Here is a 23710-nt window from a genome sequence, read left to right as displayed (position 1 = left end):
CGTCATCCCGCCTTCTCCGGAAGCAGGGCGGCGAACAGGCTTCCCCCTCGGTCAAGCTTTTCTACCCCGCCGATCAGCAAAGCTTGAAAGACAAATCTCTACCGGCAAACTAGATAACGGCTCGTCTCGATTCGGCAGGGAGAGGACATATGGAGTGGCGATCGGCGATCGGCCGGCACTGGGGTCGCTGGAGCGACGCCATGAAACGCGAATTGCTGCGGGAGCCGGATCGCATCCTCATCGACCGTGGGCCTGAAGCGGTCGCGCCGCCCGCGGAACAGGCCGAACGGCTGGAACGCTCGCTCGAACTGCGGTGAACATGCCGGGCGGGGCTTGCCCTTTCCGTCCCTGCCTCCAATATTCCGGCCGCTTCTTGTTCTGGAGATCATATGTCAGCCACCGCCCGCGTCGCCATCCGTGCCGTCGAACCGCTTTTCCTCGACCGCTGGTCACCGCGCGCCTTCGATTCCTCCCTCATCCCGCAGGAGGATCTGGACACGATCTTCGAAGGCGCGCGCTGGGCGCCCTCCGCCTTCAACTATCAGCCCTGGCGCCTGCTGTACGCCACGCGGGACAGCGCCAATTGGAGCCGCTTCCTGGGCGTGCTGCTGCCCTTCAACCAGAGCTGGGTGCAAAATGCATCGGTGCTGCTCTACATCCTGTCGGACACGCTGATCGCCGCGCCCGGATCGGAAGATTTCAAGCCGTCGCACAGCCACAGCTTCGATGCCGGCGCGGCCTGGGCGCTGCTGGCGTTGCAGGCGACGCGGCTGGGCTATCATGCCCATGCGATGTCGGGCGTGGATTTCGACAAGGCGCGCGTGGAACTGGCCGTGCCCGACCGTTTCCGTATCGAGGCCGCCGTCGCGATCGGCCGCATCGCGGACAAGTCCATCCTGTCCGAATCGCTCCAGGCGCGCGAGGTGCCGAGCGGCCGCAAGGATATTTCGGAATTCGTCACGGCTGGCAATTTCCCGGCTTGAGGCGGGAAGGGAACGGCCTTCGCCTGTTCCGTCATGCTGAAACAGCTTGGGCATGACGGTTCCCGAATGACGCCCGCCGGTCCGCCCCGAATTCAGGTCCGCGCCAGCGCCTCCGCCGTGGCGTCCATCGTTCCCGGCTCTTGGTCGCCGGTCAGGGCATAGGACATGTCGCCGCGCCGCCAATAGGCCACGGATTGTTCCCCTTCGCGCACCGCGTCGGGATGTTCGGGCGCGGCGGTCTTCTCATGCACGGCGAAGATCGTCATCCGGTGACCCGTATCGGTGCGCACCGCCATCAGCAGCGCGGGGGCCTTGTCGGTCGGGAAGAGCTGGACGTCGGTCACATGCCAGTCGTCGGGCAGTTGCGGCATGGCGATGCGGGTGTTGAGCGCGACTTCCCGCGCATCGAAGCGGGGCGCCTCGATCTGCGAATTCATGTCGGCGCGCAGCATCGCGATCCGGTGCGAGGCGACCGCATAGCTGACATAGGCGGGCGGCCGCTCGAACCCCACCATCCAGACCGCCAGCGCCGCCGCCAGTCCCGATGTCGCCAGCCCCGCCGGCATCAACCGGCGCCAGCGGCTTTTCTGCGGTTGCGCCAATCGTTCGGCCCTGTCGGCCAGCCCGGCGGGCACCGGCCGCCGGTCCTGCGTCAGCATGCGGAGCGCGCTGCGGACGCTAAGGTCGCCCATGACGCGGGCGGCCAGATCGGGCTGGCGCGAAAGGCGGGTTTCGACGACGAAACGCCGCTCCACATCCAGTTCGCCGTCAATATAGGCGTCAATCTCCAGATCGGTAATTTCCGGATCGGTCGGACGATCAGTCATCGCTTCCTCCTATCAGCCGGAGGCCCATCGCCCCCTGCTGCCCCTGTTCCCGCTCCCTCAATGCAGCCCGCGCCCGCGCCAGCCGCGACATCACCGTCCCCACCGGCACCCCCAATGTCTCCGCCGCCTGCTGATAGCTGAGGCCCTCTATCGCCGTCAGGTGCAGCACGGCGCGATGATGCTCCGGCAAGGCCGCGAATTGCCGCGCGATCTGGACCAGCCGGGCATGTTCCTCCTGCCCCGGCTCCAGCCGGTCGACCAGCGTTTCGGCAAAACGGCTGTTGCGCCGCGCCTCCGACGCCTCGCGCCGCTTGGCGGAGAAGAAGACATTGTGGACGATCGCCAGCAGCCAGCGGCGGCGGTCGCGGTCGGGCTGGAACGTCTCCTGCCGCTCTATGGCGCGGACGATCGCGTCCTGCACGACATCGTCGGCGTCCTGCTCGTCGCGGGTCAGCGACCGGGCATAGCGCCGCATCGCGACTAGATCGTCCCTGATGCCGGAACCCTCGTCCATCATCGCCATGTCATGCCGCCTGCGCGGCGGGCGTGGCAAGCGGGATGTGCAGCGCCTCGGCATAGCTGCGCGCCACATCCTCCAGCACATCGTCCCAGGCGAAGCGCGCCGCCGCCTCCGCCGCCGCAGCGCCCAGCGCGGCGCGGCGGGCGGGCTGGCGGATCAACCCCGCCACCGCCGCCGCATAGGCCCCGACATCCTTGGGCGGCACCAGCAGGCCGGTGCGCCCGTCAGCGATCAGGGCCGACGCGCTGGGCACATTGGCGGAGACGATGGCGAGGCCCGATGCCATCGCCTCCAGATTGACATTGCCGAACGCCTCCGTGACGGAGGGGTTGATGAGGATGTCGGCGCTGGCGACGGCGCGGCCCAGCATTTCTCCCGACAAATGGCCCATGAAGGTGGCGTTGGGCAGCCGCTCGGCCAACCAGTTCCGCGCCGGTCCTTCGCCCACGATCAGCGGGCGGACGGCCAGGCCCTGGGCGCGGACGGCGCCGATGGTCTCGGCAAAGACGCGCAGCCCCTTTTCCAGCACCAGCCGGCCGAAGAACAGCGGCACCATGTCCGTCGCATCATAGCCAAGCCCGGACCGGAAGGCCGGATCGCGCAGCGCCGGACGGAAGCAGGCGGGGTCGATGCCGCGCCCCCAAATGGCGATCCGCTCTCCGCCAACCCGTGCCGCCATATCCCGCGCTATGGGCAGGGTAGGGCAGAGGATGCGTTCGCAATCGCCATAGAAGCGGTCGAGATAGCGCTCCACCGGCCCGCGCAGGAGGGACAGGCGATAATAGTCGAGATAGGTTTCGAAGCGGGTGTGCAGGCTGGCGATTACCGGAATGCCCAGCGCCCGGGCATGGTTTTGCGCCTGCCGCCCCAGCAGGTCCGGGGCGGAGAGGTGGACGATGTCGGGCGCGAAATCCTCGAAATCCTGACGGGCGGCGCGGGTGAAGCCCAGGGCGATGCGATATTCCGGGCGGCCGGGAATGCTGATCGATCGGACGGAGCGCACCTCGCCCACCGACTCGAACGCCTTGCGCGGCGCGGTGGGGGAATAGATCCGCACCTCCGCCCGCACGCGATGCAGCAGATAGGCGACCAGTCGGTTGAGCGCCTGGTTGGCGCCGTCGCGCACGCAATCATAATTGCCGGAAAACAGCGCGACCCGCAGCGGACGGCCCAGCGCCGCCGCCAGCGCAAGGCGGGATTGGGAAAGGCGCATGGGGTCGGCACGAAGGTCGGCGGCATGGTTCATGCCCGGTATACGCGGGGGGAGGGTGGTCTATTCCCTCCGTTTACAGGAAGCGGGCCGGCGCTAGATTGAAGAGGTGACTCCCGCCCCCCAACCATCGCCGCGACCACTCGTCATGCTGAACTTGTTTCAGCATCCATTTATCCCCACGAACCGCGGTCTCCGAAGGCGCGATGGATGCTGAAACAAGTTCAGCATGACGGAAGGAGGCGGGCTTCACGCCGACTTCGCACAACCCTGATACTAGCCTTCCTCGCGGCGATCAGCGCAGGCGCCGCCGCCTATTGCCATTATCTCGGCTATCCCAACGGGCGAATCTTCACCCCGGTCCCCGCTGCCGCACCCAGGGAAGACGGCACCGTCGCGGTCTTCTTTTCCGGCGACATGGGGTTCAACGCGGGCATGGGCCCGGTGATCGCCCACCACATGGCGCAAGGCGGCGTCCCGGTGATCGGCGTCAATTCGCTGGCCGCCTTCGCCCGCCGCCAGTCGCCGGAGGAAAGCGGCAGGCTGGTGGAGACGGCGGCCCGGCGCGCCCTTGCCCTGCCCGGCGCGCGCAGGCTGGTGCTGGCCGGGCAATCCTTCGGCGCGAACATGCTGCTCGCCGGGCTGGAGCGCTTGCCGCGCAGCCTGCGCGCCCGCGTCGCCATGGTCGCGCTGATCGTTCCCGCCAACACCATGCTGTTCCGCGCCACGCCCGGCGGCGTATTCGACTTCGGGGACGACGGCCCCGCCGCGCCCGCCGCCCATGCGCTCGACTGGGTCCCGGTACTATGCATCCATGGCGTCAAGGAAAGCGGCAGCCTCTGCCCCGGCTGGCGCCAGCCCAATGTCCGCGTCGTCGGCCTGCCCGGCGGCCATTTCCTGGAGGATGATTCGGAACGGGTGGCGAAGACCCTGCTGCGCGCTTTGCCGGACCCGGCCCCGAACATTGCCAAAAATTCAGACAGCGCAGAGCCTCCCGCAATCTGAACGGGCCTAGAAGCCGTGATCGTTCCGGGAAAGGATGGGTCATATGGCGATAGGGAGGCTTTGGGCGGCGCTGGCGCTTCTGGTTGCAGCCGCCCCCGTCCTCGCGGCCAAGGTGCCCGTCGCGCAGCCAGAAGGATTGTGGCTCAGCCCGCACAATAATGTCGCCGTGCGCACCGGGCCCTGCGGCGACCGGCTGTGCGGCTGGATCGTCTGGGCCGACCGGGAGGCGCAGGCCGACGCCCGCGACGGCGGCACCCCCCGGCTGGTCGGCACCGAATTGCTGGAGGATTATCGCGCCGAGGGCAAAGGGCAATGGCGCGGCACCGTCTTCGTCCCCGATCTGGGCCGCCGCTTCAGCTCGCAGATCAGCCAGCTTTCGCCGGGCCAGTTGCGGGTCAAGGGCTGCATATTGGGCGGCCTCATCTGCAAGTCGCAGCTCTGGACCCGGATAGACCGGTTGCCGGGGCAGTCATGATCCGGTTCCGCCGCGCCCGTCTCTGGCTGATCCCCGGCCTGCTCGCGGCGGCAGCGCTGTTGCTGTCGACCTCCAACGCCAGCAATCCGGCGCGGGCAGCGGCCGATCCCGTGCCCGGCGCGACGGGGCCGGTCGCGGAAAGCCAATATAGCCTCCTGCCGCTGGGCCGGATCGCCGTCTATCGGCCCGCGGGCGCGCCGAGCGGCGTCGTGCTGGCGCTGTCGGACAGCCATGGCTGGGACGATGACAGCGCCGACACCGCGCGCCTGTTGGCGGCCCGCGGCGCGCTGGTGGCGGGCATCTCCACGCCTGCCTTCCTGCAGGCGTTGCAGGCCTCGCGCCGTTGCATCAACCCCAATTACGGCATCATCGCGCTGGCCCGCGACCTGCAGCACCGGCTCGCGCTGCCCATGTATGACAAGCCGGTCCTGATCGGCCGGGGCGAGGGGGCGGCGCTGGCCTATGCGACGCTCGCCGCCGGACCCAATGGCGCGTATAAAGCGGTGTTCTCGCAGGACTTCACGCCGCTTCTGGATGGCGGCCGGTCCTGGTGCCGGTCGGGCAGCCTGAAGGTCGCCGCCATCGTCCGTCCCCATCATGGCTTCGCCTTCGCCCCCAGCCGCCGGCTCCCTTCGCCCTGGATCGCGCTGGCCGAAGCCCCACGCCCCGCATTGCAGCGCTTCGTCGCCCGCACCGGCAGCGGCAGGCTGGTAACCGTCGCGAGGGGAGAGGGGGAGGTCGCGCTGCTCTCCCAGATCCGGCCTTTCCTCGCCGCGCCACCCGCCGATGCCGCGCTGCCCGCGGGATTGCCGCTGAACATCGTCACCGATGCCGCCTCGCCCCGCACCGACATGATGGCGGTCATCTATTCGGGCGACGGCGGCTGGGTCGGGCTGGACAAGGATGTGGCGGGCCAGCTCGCCCATGCGGGCATCCCCGTCGTCGGCGTCGACAGCCTGTCCTATTTCTGGAGCCAGCGCACGCCCCACGGCGCCGCCCTCGACCTCAGCGCCATCATCCGCGGCTATTCGCGCCATTGGCGGCGGCCCCGCGTCCTGCTAGTCGGCTACAGCTTCGGCGCGGATGTGCTGCCCTATATCGTCGGCGGCCTGCCCGCGCCCCAGCGCGCGCAGGTGCAGCGCCTCTCGCTGCTGGGCCTCAGCCCCAGCGCCGATTTCCAGTTTCACATGAGTAGCTGGCTGAACATGGATTCGAACCGCCAATATCCGACCATTCCCGCCATAGCGCGGCTGCGCGGCCTGCCCATGCTCTGCGTGCGCGGAACGCTGGAGAATGACAGCGCCTGCCCCTCCATCCCCCAAGGATTGGCGCAGATGGTGGTCGTCCCCGGCGGCCATCATTTCGACCGCAACGCCCCCCTGCTCGTGACTCATATGCTCAAGGGGCTGACGATATGATCCTGGTAGAGCGGATCAAGGCCTGGAAAGCGCCGCTGACGGTCGCCGTCACGCTGGCGGTGGCGGCGCTGGGGCTGGTGGCGCTGCACGGCCTGCTGGCGGAAGTACGGCTGAAGGACATCCGCCATGCCGTGCATCTGATCGCCGGCTGGCGGCTGGCGGCGGCGCTGGCGCTGACGGCGGCGAGCTACATTGCGCTCACCTTCTACGACTATGTCGCGCTGCGGATCGTCGGGCGGCCCCTGCCGTGGCGGACGGCGGCGCTGGCGTCCTTCTGCAGCTACACGCTCAGCCACAATCTCGGCCTCTCGCTGCTGACCGGCGGGTCGGCGCGCTACCGCATCTACACCGCCGCCGGGCTGGAGGGCGGCGACATCGCCCGCATCATCGCCTCGGCGGGCCTGTCCTTCTGGGGCGGGGTATTCGTGCTGGCGGGCGCGCTGATGCTGGTCCATCCGGCCGACATCGGCATCATGGGATGGACGATCGGCATGCCGTGGCAAAGGCTGGCGGGGGGCGCGATCCTGCTGACGGCGGCGGCGGTCCTGCTCCTCCTCGCCCGCCCCGCCCGCGCCCCGCGCCTGTTCGGCTGGCGGCTGGCGGCTGGCGCTGCCGACCCAGGGGCAGGCTCTTGCCCAGATCGGCGTCGCCTGCATCGACCTCGCCGCCGCCAGCGCCGCGCTGTTCATCCTGGTGCCGGGCATCGCCCCGGCGCTCTATCCCACTTTGTTCCTGGCCTATGGGCTGGCGGTCATCGTCACTCTGGTCAGCCATGTGCCCGGCGGCCTGGGCATATTCGAGGCGGTGATCGTCGCCACCCTGCCCGATGTGGACAGGCCCAGCCTGCTCGCCGCGCTGATCGCCTATCGCCTGATCTATTATCTGATCCCGCTGCTGCTGGGCGTCGTCGCCATCGCCCTGCACGAAGGCAATGGCTGGCGCCATCCGGTCAGCCGGGTGCTGGACGGCGCGCAGGCCGCCGCGTCCGGCATGGCGCCGGTCATGCTGTCGCTGCTGGTGGCGGTGGGCGGCGTGATCCTGCTGATCTCCGGCGCGCTGCCTGCGATCCAGCACCGCATGCGCATCGTCACCGGCTGGCTGCCGCTGACCTTCATCGAAGCGTCCCATTTCGCCGCCAGCGTCATCGGCACGCTGCTGATCCTGCTCGCTTCCGGCCTCTACCGCAGGCTGGACGCCGCCTTCTGGATGACGCGGGCGCTGCTGCTGGCGGGCGCGATCTTCTCGCTGATCAAGGGGCTGGATTATGAGGAGGCGAGCGCGCTGCTGCTGATCGCCGCGCTGCTGCAATGGACGCGGGGCGCTTTCTACCGCCGCACCAGCTTCACGGCCGAGGCGCTGACCCCCGCCTGGATCGCGACGCTGGCCGTGGCGGTCGGCCTGTCGATCTGGATCGGCTTCTTCGCCTATAAGCATGTCGATTATCAGAACGACCTGTGGTGGCATTTCGGCCCGCACGCCAACGCCGCCCGCTTCCTGCGCGCCGGCCTTGCGACCGCGGTGCTGGCGGTCGGCGCCGCCTTCTGGCGCATGTTCCGCCCCGCGACCGCGCCGCGCCTCGCCGACCGCCCGTCCATCACGGCCAGCGCGGGCGCGCTGGCGCTGGCCCAACGGACCGACGCGCTGCTCGCGACTACCGGCGACAAGCTGTTCCTGACCTCCGGCACCGGCCGCGCCTTCGTCATGTACCAGGTGCAGGGACATAGCTGGATCGTGATGGGCGACCCTGTGGGCGACCGATCGGAATGGCCCGACCTGCTGTGGCAGTTGCGCGAAAGGGCGGATGCAGAACAGGGCCGCCTGCTGCTTTATCAACTGAGCCTCGAAGCCCTGCCGCTGGCGATCGACCTTGGCCTCGCCATCGTCAAATATGGCGAGGAAGCCCGCGTCGACCTGCATCATTTCACGCTCGACGGGCCGGACGCCAAGTCGCTGCGCTATGCCGAACGCCGCGCCATGCGCGAAGGGGCGACGTTCGAGATCGTGCCGGCGGGCCGGGTGCCCATGCTGCTGGCGGAATTGAAGGCGATCTCCGACCAATGGCTCGCCGCCAAGGGCCATGGCGAAAAGGCGTTCAGCGTCGGCCGCTTCGACCCCGCCTATATCGCCGCCTGCGACTGCGCCCTCGTCCGGCAGGAGGGAAGGATCGTCGCCTTCGCCAATATCTGGGCCACCGCCAATCGCCGCGAACTGTCGGTCGACCTGATGCGCCACGCGGATGAGATGCCCTATGGCACGATGGATTTCCTGTTCATCCGCCTGATGCAATGGGGCCGCGAACAGGGCTATGACTGGTTCACCCTGGGCCTCGCGCCGCTGTCGGGCATAGAGGCGCGTCGTCTGTCGCCCTTCTGGGCCAAGGCGGGCGCCTTCTTCTTCCGCCACGGCGAGAGCTTCTACGGTTTCGAGGGGCTGCGCGCCTATAAGGACAAATATGCCCCGTGCTGGGAACCGCGCTTCATCGCGGGGCCAAGCGGCATATCCCTGTCCCGCGCGATGATCGACCTGCAAAGGCTGGTCGGCGGCGGACCGGGCAGCGCGGCGACAAGGACGCGGCGGCGCAGGACGCATGCACCGCCGGCGGTGGGCCTGGATGATGAGGGATGCCAGTCATCGGGACGGCTGGCAGGGGCGGATGTGGGTTGAGATTTTCGGCTTGCCGGCTCGGAAGCGGGTGACGCAGAGGGGATGGCCGACGGTCTGAACGCCGCCCTCTCCGGAAGGAGCGCTGCGCCGCCTGATGGCGACGCTAGACCAAAAACATCTTCCGCACATATCGCAAAAATCACGTGATGATATGTTGTAACTTTGCTCGGCCTCGCTTATGTAGCACGCACCATGCCGATCAGCCTTCGCCAGCATCTGCTCAACGGCCGGATCGATCGCATCGCGATCGCTCTGTCGGGCGTGTGCGTGGCGCATTGCTTCGGTACGGCCGTGCTGCTCGGCGTGCTCGCCTCGGCCGGAGGGATTTTCGAAAGCCCGATCTTCCATGAGGCCGGCTTGGTGCTGGCGATCCTGCTGGGCGCGGTAGCGCTCGGCCATGGCGCCGTGGCGCATGGCTTCATGATGCCGGCCGCGATCGGATCGCTGGGCCTGGGAATCATGGCCGGTGCGCTCACCATGGATCATGGCTGGCAGGAAAGCGCCTATACGCTGCTGGGCGTCGCGATCCTGGCGCTTGGCCACGATCTCAATCACCGCGCCGGGCGATAGCCGCTCCAACATCGCGCATGAAAAAAGGGGACCCGGCAAGGTCCCCTTTTTGCCTGGCCGCTGATTCCGGCTCAGATCGGTTTACGGTCCAGCCGATGTTCGCCCTTCACCCAGCGCACCGTGCCGGTGCTGGCGCGCATCACGACGCTGTCGGTGGTGAGCTTGCCGCCCGGCAGCCGCTTGACGCCGGCCAGCAACGATCCGTCGGTGACGCCGGTCGCCGCGAAGATGCAGTCGCCCTTGGCCAGTTCGTTGAGATCATAGACCTTGTCCAGGTCGGCAATGCCCCATTTGCGGGCGCGTGCGCGCTCGTCATCGTTGCGGAACAGCAGCTTGCCCTTGAACTGCCCGCCGACGCAGCGCAGCGCCGCGCAGGCCAGAACGCCCTCCGGCGCGCCGCCCGATCCCATGTACATGTCGATATTGGTTTCGGGATTGGTGGTGGCGATCACGCCCGCCACGTCCCCGTCCGGGATCAGCATGATGCCGCAGCCGATGGCGCGCAGCTCCGCGATCAGCTTCTCATGGCGCGGCCGGTCCAGCACGCAGACGATGATCTCATGCGCGTCGACGCCCTTGGCGCGGGCGACCGCCTCGACATTCTCCTTCACCGACCTGTTGAGGTCGATGACGCCGTCGGGCAGGCCCGGGCCGACCGCCAGCTTCTCCATATAGACGTCGGGCGCGTTGAGCAGGCCGCCCTCTTCGGAAATCGCCAGCACGGCCAGCGCGTTGGGACCGGCCTTGGCGGTGATGGTGGTGCCCTCCAGCGGATCGAGCGCGATGTCGATCCGCGGGCCGGTGCCGATCGCGTTGCCGACCTTCTCCCCGATATAGAGCATCGGCGCTTCGTCGCGTTCGCCTTCACCGATGACGACGGTGCCGTCCATATAGAGGTCGTTGAAGGCCAGGCGCATCGCTTCGACCGCGGCGGCATCGGCGGCCTTCTCATCGCCGCGGCCAATCAGCTTCGACGCGGCGATCGCGGCCGCTTCGGTCACGCGCACCATCTCCAGCACCAGCACACGATCGAGTGTCGAGCTTGCCTGCACCATGTCGTTTCCTCTTCAGCCGCTATTTTGGAGAGCGCGATAGGATGTCGCTCGAACATTGTCGAGGGTGCGCTTTTCGCGAGGGGGATGCAACGGAAGCGCGTTTGTGGCGTTCGCAGCAGGACAAGACCAAGGGCCGCTCCGATGATCCTTCTGCTGATTGCCGCCAGCCTCGCCGCGCAGCCCGATGGCGCGCCGCGCCGGATCGCCAGGGTTCGGCCAGCGCCATGCCAGGCCGTGCCGGCGCTGTGCCTGACCGAAACGGTCGCGCAGGAACCGCGTCTGGGACGAAGCGCGGCTTCAGCGGGCGACGGGAAGATGAGCGCCTACCGCTTCGATGCGCGGCCATGCCGGATCGTGGGCAATATGGGCTGCCCCAAGCGCGCCAATCGGCAGATATTCCGGCTGGGCGAACCCATCGGCCAGACGCTGGCCCGGAGTTTCGGGCTGGATTGAGCGTGCGGAACGAAGAGGGGTGTCGAAGCCATGACCCTCCCGCCTGTGGAAGGGATAGGGTGGGCGCAAGCGGCGAGCTTACAAGCTGGCTGTTGAAAACCGCCGCCGATGTTGCGCCAGCCACCCCTCTGTCGAAGGTCCTGGATGGGTCAATCCCAGCGCCATGCCTTACACCTGCATCTCAATCCAGGATATGCATCACCATCGGCGTTTGCAGCAGGCTGTCCGACCCCGCCAGCCGGTCCAGCGTCTCCCTTACGCAGCGTTCCTCGCCTGCATGGGTGACGATTGCCACCAGCACGCCGTCCGTCTGGCTGGCGCCGCGTTGGATCATGCTCTCGATGGACACGCCGGCGTCGCGGGTCGCCGCCGCGATCTCCGCCAGCACGCCGGGCCGGTCCTGCACCTTGAAGCGCAGATAGGCGCGACCCACGCGCTTGCCCGCATCGGCCGGCTTCTGCTGGGCCAGGGCGGCCACGGGCATGGCCAGCGCGTCGCCATATTCGTCGCGCGCCACGTCGATCAGGTCGGCGACCACCGCCGATGCGGTCGGCCCGTCGCCCGCGCCGCGTCCCTGGAAGAAAAGGCGGCCGACGAAATTGCCCTCTGCCACCACGGCGTTGAGCGACCCGTCGACATGGGCCAGCGGATGGTCGAGCGGCACCAGCATCGGGTGGACGCGCTGGAACAGGCCGTCGGGGCCATTTTCCGCCATGCCGACCAGCCGGATGCGATAGCCGAGCGCTGCCGCCTCCGCGATGTCCGCGGCGATGACATGGCGGATGCCGGTGGTCGCGACCGCATCGAAATCCAGTTCCGTGCCGAAGGCGAGGCTGGCGAGGATGGTCAGCTTGTGCGCGGCGTCGACACCGTCGATGTCGAAGCTGGGATCGGCCTCGGCATAGCCCAGTTCCTGCGCTTCCTTCAGCACCTCGTCGAAGCCGCGCCCTTCTTTCTCCATCGTGGTCAGGATGTAGTTGCAGGTGCCGTTGAGGATGCCGTAGACACGCGCAATCTCGTTCGCGGCCGCGCCTTCGCGCATGCCCTTGATGACAGGGATGCCGCCCGCGACCGCCGCTTCATATTTGAGGGCGACGCCCGCCTTCTCCGCCAGCCCGGCAAGGTCGAGGCCATGATGGGCCAGCATCGCCTTGTTCGCGGTGACGAAGGGCTTGCCGACGCTCAGGCACTGGCGGGCGAGGGTGAGGGCAGGGCCGTCCGCTCCGCCGATCAGTTCCACCACCACGTCGATGTCGTCGCGGGTCGCCAGCGTGGTCATGTCGTCGACCCATTCATAGGGGGAGAGGTCGACGCCGCGATCCTTGTTGCGGTCGCGCGCGGAGATGGCGACGATCTGGATCGGGCAACCGGCGCGGCGGGCGATCAGGTCGGCATTGGTCTGGAGCAGCCGAATGACCCCACCGCCCACCGTGCCGAGGCCGACCAGCGCGACGCGCAGCGGGGCATGGCGGTGCAGATTGGTCATGGCTTCCATTCATCCTTCCTGATCACGAGACGCCGCGCTGATAGCGGCGTCTGCGCTTCTGTCCAAGAAAAAGGAGCCGGCCGCGGAACCGGAAGGCTGCCGCCATCGCGCAATCAGCGCGCCGTCCTTGTCCGCCCGCAGGGGCCCAGGGCGTCCAGGACCATCTGATAATCCGCGCGCGCCAGCTCGGCGTCCTGGGGCGAGAGCGCCCGCACGGACCGGGCCGGCAGCGCGTTGGGCAGGCCGCAGGCCAGGCGGTACCAGAGCAGGCTGCCCGGCGCCGGGGGCCGGGCAGCCTCATCCACGATCTCGCCCAGCGCCACGGCCCAGCGCGGTTGTTGCCCGGGCCGGCGCAGGATGGACAGCGAGACGGGGTCGCCATTTTCCGTGCGCAGGAAAATCTGCGTCTCCCCTTCGCCGGCGATCGTGCCCGCGACATGGAAGGCATCGCCGAGTCCGATGATGCGGGGCGGCGCATCGACGGCGACCAGTTCGGACAGGATCGCCTTCACCCGCTCGGTCTCCGCAGGGGATGCGACGATCTGCGCATCGCGTGCGACGAGCTGGATTTCGCCGGGGCGCCCGCCGGGACGCGCGAACAGGATGACCTGCGCTTTCTTCAGCTTGGGCATCTTGCCCCGCGCATCGAGCGGCGCGTCGTAAAGGTAACGGACGGTGGGGCTGATTCCCCCCTCGCCGCGAATCAGATTGGCGACATTCGCCTCCACATAGACCCTTTGATACCCTGCCGGGACGGTGCCGGCCTGCGCGGGTTTCAATTTGATGATGTTGCCAATCCGCGCCTGTGCCACCAGCGGCGCGGCGTCCGCGATGTCCGCGATGTCCGCATAGGAGAGTCCCGCCACGCGTTCCGATGGTTGCGTTACCATCCGGCCCGAACCCGTCTGAGCCACGGAAATCTGCGATTGTACGGCGGAAATGAGGCAGAGCAGGGCGAGCTTCCGCAGGGGCATGGTGGATTTCTTTTTCATCTTCGTCCTAATGATGGCAGTCCGTGACATGTTTGTCACATGCAAGTCTTTCCGGTGTGTAATGGCGGTCGCAAATGATCATATCGATAAAGCGTTTGCGTGCCACGATGCGCCGCGATAGGAGTTCGCACGGTAGCAAATGGACGGATAGGGGCCAAGATGACCGGGGTAGCCCGGCCAGCTCGGGCCGTTTTTGGCTTATTTGCCGATAATCAACTGGTAAGCTGAGTTAAGGAGTGTCGTTGCCGAATGGCCTATGCTGACCACTCGCAAGGATCGAGTCGCACGATCTCGATCATTATCGTCGCCCTGATTCACGCTGTTCTGGGTTATGCCTTCGTCACCGGTCTTGGCATGAAATATGTCAAAAAGGCGGCGGAACAGCTGAACGTGATCGACGTCAAGGAGGAACCGCCGCCACCGGACGAGGAGCCGCCGCCGCCGCCGCCAGACCAGCCGGTCGAACCGCCGCCGGTCGTCGCACCGCCGCCGATCGTTCAGACCCCGGCCCCCGCACCGCCGATCCAGACGGTCCGGACTCCGCCGCCGGTCTTCAACCCGGTTCCGGTTGCCGCTCCGCCGCCGCCGCCGGCTCCCCCGCCGCCGGAGGTGCCCGCATCCCGTGCGTCGCCGCGCAGCAGCCCGGGCAGCTGGCTCAGCGATGCCGACTATCCGAGCCGCGCGCAGCGTGAAGAACGCTCGGGTACGGCCGGGTTCCGCCTGGAAATCGGCCCGGACGGCCGCGTGACCAACTGCACCATCACCTCTTCGACCGGCCATGCCGACCTCGACGAGGCGACGTGCCGCCTGCTTCCGAAGCGTGCGAGGTTCAAGCCCGCGACGGCAGCCGGGGGTGGTCCGATGTCGGACACGTACAATGGCCGGATCACCTGGCGTCTGCCGGAATGATTTTGAAAAGGGCGGGCGAGCGCCTCCGGATGACTGGACGCCGCCTACCCTTGTTTATTGATCCTTTGAGAGGGAAGTCTTGAACATGTTGATGTATCTCGCAGCAGCTGCCGCGCCCAAGGCGGAGAACCCGTATGGCCTGATGGAGGCCCTTGAGCAGGGCGGCACCATCGCCTGGACCGTCTTCATCATCCTTTGCGGTATGTCGATCGGCACCTTCTACATTCTGTTCACCAAGCTGATCGAACAGCAGAAGGTGATCAACCAGGGCAAGAAGGTTCGTGCGACCTTCTGGCGCGCCGCCACCCTGAAGGAAGGCACCGCCAAGCTGGAAAAGAACTCGGCCTACAAGCAGATCGTCGACGACGGCATCAAGGCCCAGGAAGAACACACCAAGCTGACCGACCCGGTCGAAGCCCATGACTGGCTGCACGGCTCGCTCGCCCGTTCGGAAGCCTCGATCAATTCGAAGCTCGGCGGCGGCCTGGCGTTCCTCGCCACCGTCGGTTCGACTTCGCCGTTCATCGGTCTGTTCGGTACGGTTATCGGTATCTACCGCGCGCTCATCAAGATCGGTGCTGCCGGTCAGGCCTCGATCGACGCCGTTGCAGGCCCGGTCGGTGAAGCTCTGATCATGACCGCCCTGGGTCTGGCCGTGGCCGTTCCCGCGGTGCTGGCCTACAACTTCCTGCAGCGCCGCAACAAGTCGATCGCGGAACAGCTCAACGGCTTCACCGTCGACCTGCTGGCTCACCTGGTGTCGAACGGCGCCGTGAAGCCGACGATCGCCGCTGCCCCGGCCGCTCCGGCCGCCAAGCCGGCCGCTGCGCCGACCAAGGCCTGATAGGCTGAGATGCCGGCAAGGGGGCCGGCGGCGGCTGCGACGCCCGGTCCCCCTTATCGGACGTGGGTCCCGGAATGCCGGGGCGCCATCGACAAGCATGTTAGGAAATAATCAATGGCAATGAGTGTTGGCTCTGACGGCGGTGAAGACAAGCCGATGTCCGACATCAACACGACGCCGCTCGTCGACGTCATGCTGGTGTTGCTCATCATCTTCCTCATCGCGGTCCCGGTCGTCGTCCAGACGGTTCAGCTGCAGCTCCCCAAGGTCGCGTTCGAGCCGACGACGACGAAACCGGAAAACGTCTCCCTGTCGATCACGCAGGGCTCCGACGGTAGCTGTGCGGTCTACTGGAACCTGACCCGCGTCTCCTCCGACGAGCTGCTCGACCGTGCGGTCGCGAAGCTGGAGGCGGACATCAAGAAGGCGGGCGGCGTTGAGAATCTGACGCCCGAGGATCTGCCCGAAGTGCATATCCGCGGCGACATCAACGTTCCCTATCGGTGCATCGGCGGTACCATCTACACGATGCAGCGCGCCGGTTTCCCGAAGGTCGGCTTCATATCCGAGCCCGAGCCGGGTTCGCATACGCAGCGGCTTTAAGTTACAGCCCTTTGTGCCGCATTTTCAGACCTCGTGGCCGGTCCACGTCCATCGATGAAAATGCTCTAGGAGTATCGCCATGGCAATGAGTGCCGGAAGAGACGATGGCGAACCGATGGTGGAAATGAACACGACGCCGTTGATCGACGTCATGCTCGTTCTCCTCATCATGTTCATCATCACCATCCCGATCCAGACCCACGCGGTCAAGATCGACCTGCCGCAGAACGCGCCGCCGACCGACAGCGTCATCGACCCTGTCAAGAACAAGGTGGCGATCGATCCCAGCGGCGTCATCACCTGGAACGGTTCGGCCATCGACCTGCTGACCCTGCGTCAGTATCTGCAGCAGTCGCTGCGGTTGCCGGTCGAACCCGAATTGCAGTTCCAGCCCAATGCCGCCACCCGCTACGTCGTCGTCGACGAAGTGCTGGCGGAGATCAAGCGCGCTGGCGTGACGAAGCTGGGCTTCGTCGGCAACGAACAGTACGGCAATTTCTAAGGCCGTCGGAACCGGAGCCGGCACAACGCCGGAACCGGTTCGGTAGGATTTGCGCATCGAAAGGGGCGCAGGACGGGCGTTCGCTGGATCATCGGACGTCCGTGCGCCCCCAGGGCACGAATACGCCGCCGCCGTCTGGCCGGGAATGTTCGACTTCCCGTTTCCGGGCGCGGGCTGGGGTGACGCAATCGGGCGCGTGATGCGCGGACCTGCATGGGGGCTGCTTCGGCGGCCCCTTATTTTTGCCCGGCCGGGTTCGGCTTAATGCTTTCTTCACCGCGACGGGCGATGATGCGGCCGGTCAAATCGGCATGGGATCATGGGCGCCAAAGTTCAGACAAACCCGTATCACGGCAATAATCGTCTGGCGGATCGCCGCACGGCTGTGATCGGCGTTCGGGTCCGACGCCCGGGCGAGACCTGGTTCAAGAGCCACATCACCGATGTCTCCGAAGTCGGTTTCCGCTTGAAAAGCTTCATGAAACTGGCGGCGGACGATGATCTGTGGATCATGCTGCCGGGCTTCGAAGGCCGCCGGGCGCGTGTGTTGTGGAGCCGGTCGCATGAATCGGGCTGCGTCTTCGAACGCCCGCTGCATCCGGCGATTCTCGATCACATCATCCGGATCAGCCAGTAAACCGGCGGCGATTCGCTTGCTGGCGCGCTCAGTTCAAAGGCCGCCATCACGCCGATGATTGGCGCCCATGGGGACGCCGACCCATCGTCTCCTCCACGGCTGCGGTTCCCCGCTGACGGTGCCGCTGGCCCGCTCCGGACCATCCCATCCGCGTCTCCATCCGCGTCGTCCTTGACCGACGCGGTGAACTTCGCTGCCGTCCATGCGGTCTTCGCCTTGTTTAGCAGCGGCCGCAGCCTTGCCGACGCCGGGCGGTGATGGGCGCGGCGTCGCATCGGACTGGAGCATGATGACGCGACAAGCCTTCATGTCCACGGCCTCAACCCTCCCGTCCATGGCGGCTTTGAGTGTATTGGCGGCGCTCCGACGCAGCCGGGTGGGTCCATATCCTGATCGTCATGAACGGTGCTTGGACCGCCTGTTCTGTGCCTGCCGAAGCGTCATTCCGATCCATCGCGCATCGCCATCAATCCGTCAGAAGAACAGCTTGCGGAAGCTGATCGTCACCGCGCGCCCCAGCGGGTCCAGATAACCCGGCTGGTACCGGACCGGCGTGGTCCCGTTCGCATCGGTCACGCTGCGCCGCTGGTTGAAGAGATTGTCGATGCCGATCGATATGCGCGCCCCGCGCAGGAACGGATGGTTCTTCACCAGCGAAGGCATCTGCCCCAGATTGGCGAACAGGCGCAGGTCGACCGTCGCCAGGCTGCCGAAGTCCAGCCGCGACGCGCCGCCCGCCGTGCCGTTCAGGGCGCCGTCGACATGGGTGCCGCTTTCCCAATCCACGCTCAACCGCGCGCCGAGGCCGTTATTGGTATAGCCCATCCGCGCATTCAGCTCATGCCGTGGCTGGCCGCCCGACGATCCCGTGGCGTCGCCGTTCAGCAGGTCCAGTTCCGGCACGCCGGGCGCGATCAGGATGCTCTCCGTGAAATGCCAGCTGTGATAGAGGCTGAAGCTGAGCCGGCCGCCGCCCCCGCCGCCACGGCCGCCGCCGAAACCTCCCGGCCCGCCAAAGCCGCTGCCGGGACCGCGCGGACCTCCGCCAAAGCCTCCGTCCGGTCCGCCCCGACTGCCTTCGCCGCGTGGCCGCTCGCCGCCATCCTGTCCTTGAGGGGGCTGTCCGCCCTGGCCGCCGCCCGGCCCGCGATTGCCGAACAGGCTGCGCAGGTCCTGCAGCTCCTTGGGCCGCTCCTCAGGCCTGGCGCCGGCGGCACGCCAGGCTTCCACCACCTTCTGGATGTGCGATTTCAGCGGAATGGAAAGGTCGAAGCCCCAGCGGAGCTGCTCGCTCCGCGATCGCAGATAATTGATCGGCCGCGCATCGACCTGCACCAGATTGCCGTCTTCGTCCCGCAGGAAGCGCTGGGGGAAGGCGTCCTCAATGGCGGGGCTCGGCGTCGGGAAGGCCGAGATCGGGTTGCTCGTCCGGCTGTTGGTGTAGGTCGCCGTCAGCGTAAGGTTGGGTTTGTCGAACGGCTTGATATTGGCGCTGAGGCGGAACTGGTCGCGCACGCTCTCCTTGAGGGCGGCATTGCCTCCGCTCAGTTGCGTCACGAAGACGGTCTGTCCGGTCGCATAGTCGAACACCGACACATTGGGCGTGGACACCAGCGGATCGGTGATCTGCGTGCCCGTGGGCGCGGCGCGATCCTGGTTGGCCGACATCAGCAACTGCACGGCGGGCACCGGCCGCCAGCGCATGCCGTACCCCAGGGTCGAAAGCGTGCCGAAGTCGGAATAATGCTGCGCCGCCGCGTTTACATTGACGCCGATGTCGCCCACCGCGCCCAGCACGCCCTTCGACCGGCTGGTGATCGGCAGGTCGACGCTGATCTGCCCGCTGCCGATTTCCCGGCTGTAGCTGTTGTCGCGCTCCTCGCCTGAACGGATCGACGAGCTATCGAAGCCATTGGCCGATCCGCCCACGCGCACCGCGGTCGTCACCGCCCCGGCCGGCAGGTCGAACAGCGGACCCGACAGCAGCAGGTCGCCCTGCACCGCCTTCGATTCCGCCTCCGCCCGGTCGATCACCCGCGTCGACAGCAGGTCGGACGAAAAGCCGCCGAACGGGTCCGCGCCTGCATCGATCGCGCTCTGGATCGCTCCGGTCGCAAACCCCCGGTCGGTCGAAGTCCGGGTGTTCGAATAATCGCCATTGCCGGTGAACGACCATTGCCAGCCGCCGCCCAGCAGGCCGTTCAGCGTCACGCCGACATGGCCGGTCGTGCCCTTGATCTGCTGTCCCAACTCGCCCGCCTGGCGCAGATAGCGATAGAAGCTCGTCGGCGCGGCGAAGGGCGAGAAGGGGTTGCCGGCGGGCAGGTCGAACGCGGCTGCCTGGAACCCTTGCAGGCTGTCATTGTCGGACAGTTCCAGCCGCCCGTTGACGGTCATGGACACCTTGCCCAGGGCGCGGGCCAGCGTCGCATTGGCGGCGAAGCTCTCCGTCGCCGGGCTGAGCGTGCGATGATGAGCCAGCTCGCCGCCGGTCATGCCATTCCCGCCCACCAGAAAGACGTCGATGCCCGATTGCCGGTTGGCCTGCTCACCCTGCACGGTCGGCACCACGCCGCGCTCGCTCTCCAGCAGGGATGCGGCGGTCTTGTACTGCAGGTTGAGGGTGAAGCGATTATCGCCCCGGATGCGCAGCAGCCCGCCTTCCGCCGAGCCATTCTCCCGCCCGCCCTGCGTCGTCGTGCCCGCGCGCAGGTCCACCGTTTCGGCGCGGAAACGCTGGCGCAGCACGATGTTCACCACCTTCTGCGTCGGCGCATAGCCATAGCTGAGCGCCACCTGTTCGGGAAGGATGTCGACCCGCGCCACCGCTTCGGACGGGATGTCCTGAATTTCCGAAAAGCTGGAGATCCGCTTGCCGTTCAGCAGGATCACCGGCGTCCCATTGGTCTGAGGCGACAGTTCGGAGATCATTTCGGATATGGACGTGACGCCCAGGGCGCGGACATCGGCGGGGGAAAGCTGCTGCTCCGGCTTGACATTGCCGACCACCGCGCCGCGTTCGGGCTGGCCGGTGACGACGATCTCATCGGCATCGTCCATCTGCCCGGCCGGGCCCCTCGGCTCCTCGGTCTGCGCCATCAGCGCCCCCGGCGCCGCACTCATCATCAACGGAAACAGAAGACAGGCAAAGGAACGGCGCACTGTTTACCCCTTAGGATCAAACCCTGAATGCCCTCCCTCTAGGGGGAAGTTGTCGCAAGACTCTGGCAATGCCCATAAAGATTTGTCGCAAAATGTAATCCGGCATCGTGCCGCCCGGGTCGGGCCGCATCGCAAAAGACCCTGGCGGCGGGACTGCGACCTGCCATGCCGGAAGGGGATCGCGCGTCTGCCGATTGCATTGCCCGCCAGACTTTCTACACCTTTGCGCATGCGCACGCTCTATCCCGCCATCGAACCCTTCGCTTCCGGACATCTCGACATGGGGGATGGCCACCGCGTCTATTGGGAGCGGGCCGGGACGCCGGGCGCCAAGCCGGCCGTCTTCCTGCATGGCGGGCCGGGCGGCGGCATATCGCCCGACCACCGCCGCCTGTTCGATCCGGAACGCTACGACGTCCTCCTCTTCGACCAGCGCGGCTGCGGTCGCTCGACGCCCCATGCGGAGCTGGAGGCGAACACGAGCTGGCACCTGGTCGCGGACATCGAACGCCTGCGGCAGATGATGGGCGTCGACCGATGGATGGTCTTCGGCGGAAGCTGGGGGTCCACGCTGGCGCTGGCCTATGCCCAGAGCCATGCCGACCGCGTGACCGAACTGGTGCTGCGCGGCATCTTCACCATCCGCAAGCAGGAGATCGACTGGTATTATCAGCAGGGCGCCAGCCGCATCTATCCGGACAAATGGGAACGTTTCGTCGCGCCCATCCCGGAAGCGGAGCGTGACGACCTGCTTCACGCCTATCGGCGCATCCTGACCGGCGACGATCGCGCGCGGCAGATCGCCGCGGCGAAGGCCTGGAGCGTCTGGGAGGGCGAGACCATCCGCCTGCTGCCCGACGAAGCGCTGTCCGCCACGCATGAGGCCGATGATTTCGCGCTCGCCTTCGCGCGGATCGAAAATCATTATTTCGTCCATGGCGGCTGGCTGGAGGAGGGGCAGCTCATCCGCGACGCCGGGAAACTGGCGGGCATCCCCGGCGTCATCGTACAGGGCCGCTATGACATGGCCTGCCCCGCCGAAACCGCCTGGGCGCTGCACAGGGCCTGGCCCGAGGCGCGCTTCGAGATGATCGAAGGGGCGGGCCATGCGTTCAACGAACCCGGCATATTGGACGCGCTCATCCGGGCGACGGACGGGTTTGCCGCCCAAGCGAAAGGATAAGCATGCGCATATGGATGGTGCTGGCGGGGGTCCTTTCCCTGATGGGCTGTGGCGAGAGCAGCGACCGGATCACCGCGGTCGACCGCCGGGATACGCCCGAAACCGGCGCCGCGGCCGCCGTCGCGAAGCTTGACGAGGCCCAGCGCAACGGCGTGCTGGAACGCGCGGTGCGGGCGTCGGGCGCGGCTTGCCCGACCGTCATCCGGTCGGAGCGGACCGAGGTGCGGCCCGGCGTCAAGGGCTGGAAGGCCGCGTGCAATGACGGCACGGCGCATCTGATCGAAATTCAGGCCGACGGCACCGCCAACGTCACCAGCCGCACCCACTGACCGTCGGCTTGGCGCATGTCCCCGTGCGAGGCATGGCGGCTCATGCCGTCAGCCTGCGGCGACATCCTGAAACTGGAGGTTGGCCAGCCGCGCATAGAGGCCCTTCTGCCGCATCAGCGTGGCATGGTCGCCCTGTTCGACCAGCCGCCCTTCGTCCAGCACGAGGATGCGGTCGGCGGCCCTGACCGTGGCCAGCCGGTGGGCGATGACGATGGTGGTGCGGCCCTGCATCAGCCGGCCGAGGGCATCCTGCACCAGCCGTTCCGATTCGGCGTCGAGGGCGGAGGTCGCTTCGTCCAGCAGCAGGATCGGCGCATCGCGCAGAAGGGCGCGGGCGATGGACAGGCGCTGGCGCTGGCCGCCCGAAAGGCGCGCGCCGCCTTCGCCCAGAAAGCTGTCCAGGCCCTGCGGCAGGGCGCGCAGGAAACCCTCCGCATTGGCGGCGCGGGCTGCGGCCCAGATCTGCTCGTCGCTGGCGTCCCATCGCCCGTAGCGAAGATTGTCGCGCGCGGAGGCGGCGAAGATGATGCTTTCCTGCGGCACCATGGCCATCATACCGCGCACCTCGGTCGGATCGGCCTGGGGCAGGGGCACGTCGTTCAGGCGGATCACGCCCGAATCCGGATCGTAGAAGCGCAGCGCCAGCTGGATCAGGGTGGACTTCCCCGCGCCGGAAGGGCCGACGATGGCGACCGTTTCGCCCGGCGCGATGTCGACGGAAATGCCATGCAGGGCCGCCTGGTCGGGCCGTGTGGGATAGCGGAAATGCACGTCCTCGAACTGGAGATGCGCGCCATGCTCGGTTCGCGGCACCGGGACGGGGCGGGGCGGCGGGGTTATCTGCGGCACGGCGCTCATCAGTTCATGCAGCCGTCCGGCGGCGCCCGCTCCGCGCAGCAGGTCGCCCCAGGTCTCCGACAACGCGCCGAACGCGCCTGCGACAAGCCCGCCGGTCAGCACGAAGGCGGCGATGCTGCCGCCCGACAGGCGTCCGGCGGCGACATCCAGCGCGCCCTGCCACATGACCGCCGTGATCGACCCGAAGACCAGTGCGATGACGATGGCGGTCATCGCCGCGCGCAGGGCGATCCGGCGGCGCGCCGTGGCGAAACCCGCCTCGACCGTGCTGTCGAATCGCGCCGCTTCCCGTCCTTCCTGACCGAAGGCCTGCACGATCTTCATCGCGCCCAGCGTTTCCGACGTGACGCTGCCGACATCGGCCAGCCGGTCCTGGCTTGCCCGCGACAGGGCGCGCACGCGGCGGCCAAGGCCGATGATCGCCACCAATATGACCGGAATGCCCAGCAGCAGCAGCCCGGCAAGCTTGGGCGCCAGCGCGAAAAGATAGATGAGGCCGCCGGTGCCTGTCACCACATTGCGCAGCGCGATCGACACGGTCGATCCCACCACCTGGTCGATGATGGCCGTGTCGGCGGTCATGCGCGACGCGATTTCGGAGGGGCGGTTTTCCTCGAAGAAGCGGGGTTCCTGCCGCAGCAGATTGGCCTGGGTGGCCGACCGGATGTCAGCGACGACGCGCTCTCCCAGCCAGGACACGAAATAGAAGCGGGCGGCCGTCGCCAATGCCAGGACCACCACGATCAGGAACAGATATTCGAACCAGCGGCTGATGTCGCCGCCGCCCATGAAGCCGCGGTCGATGACCAGCCGGAACCCGCTGGGAATCGCCAGCGTCGCGGCGGACGAGATCAGCAGCGCGGCGAGCGCCCCGGCGATGCGGCCCGGATAGCGGCTGGCGAAGCGCCAGATCATCGCCAGGCTGCCGAGTGGGGGGCGCGCCTTGTCGCGCGGCGATGGTTGGTCCACATCCTCCATGGCGCCGCGCTCTAAAGGGATTTTGCGTGAAAGGGAACATTTCCCGG

At 67.2% G+C, this 23710-nt stretch carries 24 protein-coding genes; 15 read left to right on the top strand and 9 right to left on the bottom strand.

Annotated elements, in window-relative coordinates; genetic code table 11:
- The first annotated feature begins 149 nt into the window (after positions 1–149).
- Together K7W03_RS08160 and K7W03_RS08155 are read left to right on the top strand one after the other, a co-directional pair.
- Positions 150–317: a hypothetical protein gene (locus K7W03_RS08160; protein ID WP_157846853.1), complete on the top strand. Its 168-nt coding sequence runs from the start codon at positions 150–152 to the stop codon at positions 315–317.
- A 72-nt stretch (positions 318–389) separates the two neighbouring features.
- Complete coding sequence (locus K7W03_RS08155; protein ID WP_222885983.1) at positions 390–983, top strand: nitroreductase family protein; 594 nt, start codon at positions 390–392, stop codon at positions 981–983.
- A 92-nt stretch (positions 984–1075) separates the two neighbouring features.
- Here the strand turns inward: K7W03_RS08155 and K7W03_RS08150 are convergent, their stop codons facing one another.
- Genes K7W03_RS08150 through K7W03_RS08140 form a run of 3 tightly spaced genes read right to left on the bottom strand, consistent with a single transcriptional unit; the run spans position 1076 to position 3576 of the window.
- Entirely contained in the window at positions 1076–1810 is a 735-nt protein-coding gene (locus K7W03_RS08150; RefSeq protein WP_222885982.1) for an anti-sigma factor family protein, read from the bottom strand.
- Positions 1803–2333, bottom strand: a complete 531-nt coding sequence (locus K7W03_RS08145) for a sigma-70 family RNA polymerase sigma factor (RefSeq protein WP_226869895.1) — start codon at positions 2331–2333, stop codon at positions 1803–1805. The genes K7W03_RS08150 and K7W03_RS08145 overlap by 8 nt, the downstream gene beginning before the upstream one ends.
- A gap of 1 nt (position 2334) precedes the next feature.
- Entirely contained in the window at positions 2335–3576 is a 1242-nt protein-coding gene (locus tag K7W03_RS08140) for a glycosyltransferase family 4 protein (protein WP_226869894.1), read from the bottom strand.
- Between the two features lie 174 nt (positions 3577–3750).
- Here K7W03_RS08140 and K7W03_RS08135 point away from each other — a divergent pair, with 174 nt between their 5' ends.
- Genes K7W03_RS08135 through K7W03_RS08125 form a run of 3 tightly spaced genes read left to right on the top strand, consistent with a single transcriptional unit; the run spans position 3751 to position 6438 of the window.
- On the top strand, positions 3751–4545 hold the full coding sequence (locus tag K7W03_RS08135) for a virulence factor (protein WP_222885981.1): 795 nt from the start codon (positions 3751–3753) through the stop codon (positions 4543–4545).
- A gap of 43 nt (positions 4546–4588) precedes the next feature.
- Positions 4589–5020, top strand: a complete 432-nt coding sequence (locus K7W03_RS08130; protein ID WP_222885980.1) for a DUF2147 domain-containing protein — start codon at positions 4589–4591, stop codon at positions 5018–5020.
- A complete protein-coding gene (locus K7W03_RS08125) occupies positions 5017–6438 on the top strand; it encodes an AcvB/VirJ family lysyl-phosphatidylglycerol hydrolase (RefSeq protein ID WP_222885979.1) in 1422 nt (473 codons plus the stop codon). Before K7W03_RS08130 ends, K7W03_RS08125 begins: the two co-directional genes overlap by 4 nt.
- On the opposite strand, the gene K7W03_RS27730 is transcribed toward K7W03_RS08125, so the two are convergent.
- A complete protein-coding gene (locus K7W03_RS27730; RefSeq protein WP_226869891.1) occupies positions 6411–7142 on the bottom strand; it encodes a hypothetical protein in 732 nt (243 codons plus the stop codon). The two genes, K7W03_RS08125 and K7W03_RS27730, sit on opposite strands and share 28 nt — an antisense overlap.
- Between K7W03_RS27730 and mprF the strand changes: the two genes are divergently transcribed.
- Both mprF and K7W03_RS08115 read left to right on the top strand, forming a co-directional pair.
- On the top strand, positions 7042–9102 hold the full coding sequence (gene mprF, locus K7W03_RS08120; RefSeq protein WP_226869907.1) for a bifunctional lysylphosphatidylglycerol flippase/synthetase MprF: 2061 nt from the start codon (positions 7042–7044) through the stop codon (positions 9100–9102). The genes K7W03_RS27730 and mprF overlap by 101 nt on opposite strands.
- A 192-nt stretch (positions 9103–9294) precedes the next feature.
- Positions 9295–9672, top strand: a complete 378-nt coding sequence (locus K7W03_RS08115; RefSeq protein ID WP_025549324.1) for a MerC domain-containing protein — start codon at positions 9295–9297, stop codon at positions 9670–9672.
- A gap of 71 nt (positions 9673–9743) precedes the next feature.
- On the opposite strand, the gene glpX is transcribed toward K7W03_RS08115, so the two are convergent.
- A complete protein-coding gene (gene glpX / locus K7W03_RS08110; RefSeq protein ID WP_222885978.1) occupies positions 9744–10727 on the bottom strand; it encodes a class II fructose-bisphosphatase in 984 nt (327 codons plus the stop codon).
- 141 nt (positions 10728–10868) lie between these two features.
- Here glpX and K7W03_RS08105 point away from each other — a divergent pair, with 141 nt between their 5' ends.
- The gene (locus K7W03_RS08105; RefSeq protein WP_048577062.1) at positions 10869–11180 is read left to right on the top strand and encodes a hypothetical protein; all 312 of its coding nucleotides are present in this window, start codon (positions 10869–10871) and stop codon (positions 11178–11180) included.
- 181 nt (positions 11181–11361) lie between these two features.
- On the opposite strand, the gene K7W03_RS08100 is transcribed toward K7W03_RS08105, so the two are convergent.
- Both K7W03_RS08100 and K7W03_RS08095 read right to left on the bottom strand, forming a co-directional pair.
- On the bottom strand, positions 11362–12666 hold the full coding sequence (locus K7W03_RS08100) for a homoserine dehydrogenase (RefSeq protein WP_025549321.1): 1305 nt from the start codon (positions 12664–12666) through the stop codon (positions 11362–11364).
- A 113-nt stretch (positions 12667–12779) separates the two neighbouring features.
- Entirely contained in the window at positions 12780–13658 is an 879-nt protein-coding gene (locus K7W03_RS08095; protein ID WP_222885977.1) for a hypothetical protein, read from the bottom strand.
- A 249-nt stretch (positions 13659–13907) separates the two neighbouring features.
- Here K7W03_RS08095 and K7W03_RS08090 point away from each other — a divergent pair, with 249 nt between their 5' ends.
- The 5 genes from K7W03_RS08090 (at position 13908) to K7W03_RS08070 (ending at position 17153) form a co-directional block, all read left to right on the top strand.
- On the top strand, positions 13908–14567 hold the full coding sequence (locus tag K7W03_RS08090) for an energy transducer TonB (protein ID WP_025549319.1): 660 nt from the start codon (positions 13908–13910) through the stop codon (positions 14565–14567).
- An 85-nt stretch (positions 14568–14652) separates the two neighbouring features.
- The gene (locus K7W03_RS08085) at positions 14653–15411 is read left to right on the top strand and encodes a MotA/TolQ/ExbB proton channel family protein (RefSeq protein ID WP_025549317.1); all 759 of its coding nucleotides are present in this window, start codon (positions 14653–14655) and stop codon (positions 15409–15411) included.
- 114 nt (positions 15412–15525) lie between these two features.
- On the top strand, positions 15526–16014 hold the full coding sequence (locus K7W03_RS08080; protein WP_025549316.1) for an ExbD/TolR family protein: 489 nt from the start codon (positions 15526–15528) through the stop codon (positions 16012–16014).
- Positions 16015–16093: 79 nt separating this feature from the next.
- Positions 16094–16516 (top strand): ExbD/TolR family protein, encoded by a 423-nt coding sequence (locus K7W03_RS08075; protein ID WP_025549315.1) that lies wholly within the window; start codon positions 16094–16096, stop codon positions 16514–16516.
- Between the two features lie 319 nt (positions 16517–16835).
- Positions 16836–17153, top strand: a complete 318-nt coding sequence (locus tag K7W03_RS08070; RefSeq protein ID WP_025549314.1) for a PilZ domain-containing protein — start codon at positions 16836–16838, stop codon at positions 17151–17153.
- 474 nt (positions 17154–17627) lie between these two features.
- Here the strand turns inward: K7W03_RS08070 and K7W03_RS08065 are convergent, their stop codons facing one another.
- Positions 17628–20315: a TonB-dependent receptor gene (locus tag K7W03_RS08065; protein WP_222885976.1), complete on the bottom strand. Its 2688-nt coding sequence runs from the start codon at positions 20313–20315 to the stop codon at positions 17628–17630.
- A gap of 229 nt (positions 20316–20544) precedes the next feature.
- Here K7W03_RS08065 and pip point away from each other — a divergent pair, with 229 nt between their 5' ends.
- A complete protein-coding gene (gene pip / locus K7W03_RS08060; protein WP_222885975.1) occupies positions 20545–21498 on the top strand; it encodes a prolyl aminopeptidase in 954 nt (317 codons plus the stop codon).
- 2 nt (positions 21499–21500) lie between these two features.
- Complete coding sequence (locus K7W03_RS08055) at positions 21501–21827, top strand: hypothetical protein (RefSeq protein ID WP_222885974.1); 327 nt, start codon at positions 21501–21503, stop codon at positions 21825–21827.
- Between the two features lie 48 nt (positions 21828–21875).
- Here the strand turns inward: K7W03_RS08055 and K7W03_RS08050 are convergent, their stop codons facing one another.
- A complete protein-coding gene (locus K7W03_RS08050) occupies positions 21876–23663 on the bottom strand; it encodes an ABC transporter transmembrane domain-containing protein (RefSeq protein WP_222885973.1) in 1788 nt (595 codons plus the stop codon).
- Between the last annotated feature and the right edge of the window lie 47 nt (positions 23664–23710).

Origin of the sequence: Sphingobium sp. PNB, from assembly GCF_019873065.1 — a bacterium.
Lineage (GTDB): Bacteria > Pseudomonadota > Alphaproteobacteria > Sphingomonadales > Sphingomonadaceae > Sphingobium > Sphingobium fuliginis.
The sequence above is the reverse complement of the archived record's forward strand: the minus strand, read 5'-3'. Positions and strand labels throughout refer to the sequence as shown.

Bases quoted from the DNA above. Each gene is read 5' to 3' on its own strand.
- K7W03_RS08160 (WP_157846853.1), top strand. From the start codon at position 150: ATGGAGTGGCGATCGGCGATCGGCCGGCACTGGGGTCGCTGGAGCGAC.
- K7W03_RS08155 (WP_222885983.1), top strand. From the start codon at position 390: ATGTCAGCCACCGCCCGCGTCGCCATCCGTGCCGTCGAACCGCTTTTC.
- K7W03_RS08150 (WP_222885982.1), bottom strand. From the start codon at position 1,810: ATGACTGATCGTCCGACCGATCCGGAAATTACCGATCTGGAGATTGAC.
- K7W03_RS08145 (WP_226869895.1), bottom strand. From the start codon at position 2,333: ATGGCGATGATGGACGAGGGTTCCGGCATCAGGGACGATCTAGTCGCG.
- K7W03_RS08140 (WP_226869894.1), bottom strand. From the start codon at position 3,576: ATGAACCATGCCGCCGACCTTCGTGCCGACCCCATGCGCCTTTCCCAA.
- K7W03_RS08135 (WP_222885981.1), top strand. From the start codon at position 3,751: ATGCTGAAACAAGTTCAGCATGACGGAAGGAGGCGGGCTTCACGCCGA.
- K7W03_RS08130 (WP_222885980.1), top strand. From the start codon at position 4,589: ATGGCGATAGGGAGGCTTTGGGCGGCGCTGGCGCTTCTGGTTGCAGCC.
- K7W03_RS08125 (WP_222885979.1), top strand. From the start codon at position 5,017: ATGATCCGGTTCCGCCGCGCCCGTCTCTGGCTGATCCCCGGCCTGCTC.
- K7W03_RS27730 (WP_226869891.1), bottom strand. From the start codon at position 7,142: ATGCCCGGCACCAGGATGAACAGCGCGGCGCTGGCGGCGGCGAGGTCG.
- K7W03_RS08115 (WP_025549324.1), top strand. From the start codon at position 9,295: ATGCCGATCAGCCTTCGCCAGCATCTGCTCAACGGCCGGATCGATCGC.
- glpX (WP_222885978.1), bottom strand. From the start codon at position 10,727: ATGGTGCAGGCAAGCTCGACACTCGATCGTGTGCTGGTGCTGGAGATG.
- K7W03_RS08105 (WP_048577062.1), top strand. From the start codon at position 10,869: ATGATCCTTCTGCTGATTGCCGCCAGCCTCGCCGCGCAGCCCGATGGC.
- K7W03_RS08100 (WP_025549321.1), bottom strand. From the start codon at position 12,666: ATGACCAATCTGCACCGCCATGCCCCGCTGCGCGTCGCGCTGGTCGGC.
- K7W03_RS08095 (WP_222885977.1), bottom strand. From the start codon at position 13,658: ATGAAAAAGAAATCCACCATGCCCCTGCGGAAGCTCGCCCTGCTCTGC.
- K7W03_RS08090 (WP_025549319.1), top strand. From the start codon at position 13,908: ATGGCCTATGCTGACCACTCGCAAGGATCGAGTCGCACGATCTCGATC.
- K7W03_RS08085 (WP_025549317.1), top strand. From the start codon at position 14,653: ATGTTGATGTATCTCGCAGCAGCTGCCGCGCCCAAGGCGGAGAACCCG.
- K7W03_RS08080 (WP_025549316.1), top strand. From the start codon at position 15,526: ATGGCAATGAGTGTTGGCTCTGACGGCGGTGAAGACAAGCCGATGTCC.
- K7W03_RS08075 (WP_025549315.1), top strand. From the start codon at position 16,094: ATGGCAATGAGTGCCGGAAGAGACGATGGCGAACCGATGGTGGAAATG.
- K7W03_RS08070 (WP_025549314.1), top strand. From the start codon at position 16,836: ATGGGCGCCAAAGTTCAGACAAACCCGTATCACGGCAATAATCGTCTG.
- pip (WP_222885975.1), top strand. From the start codon at position 20,545: ATGCGCACGCTCTATCCCGCCATCGAACCCTTCGCTTCCGGACATCTC.
- K7W03_RS08055 (WP_222885974.1), top strand. From the start codon at position 21,501: ATGCGCATATGGATGGTGCTGGCGGGGGTCCTTTCCCTGATGGGCTGT.
- K7W03_RS08050 (WP_222885973.1), bottom strand. From the start codon at position 23,663: ATGGAGGATGTGGACCAACCATCGCCGCGCGACAAGGCGCGCCCCCCA.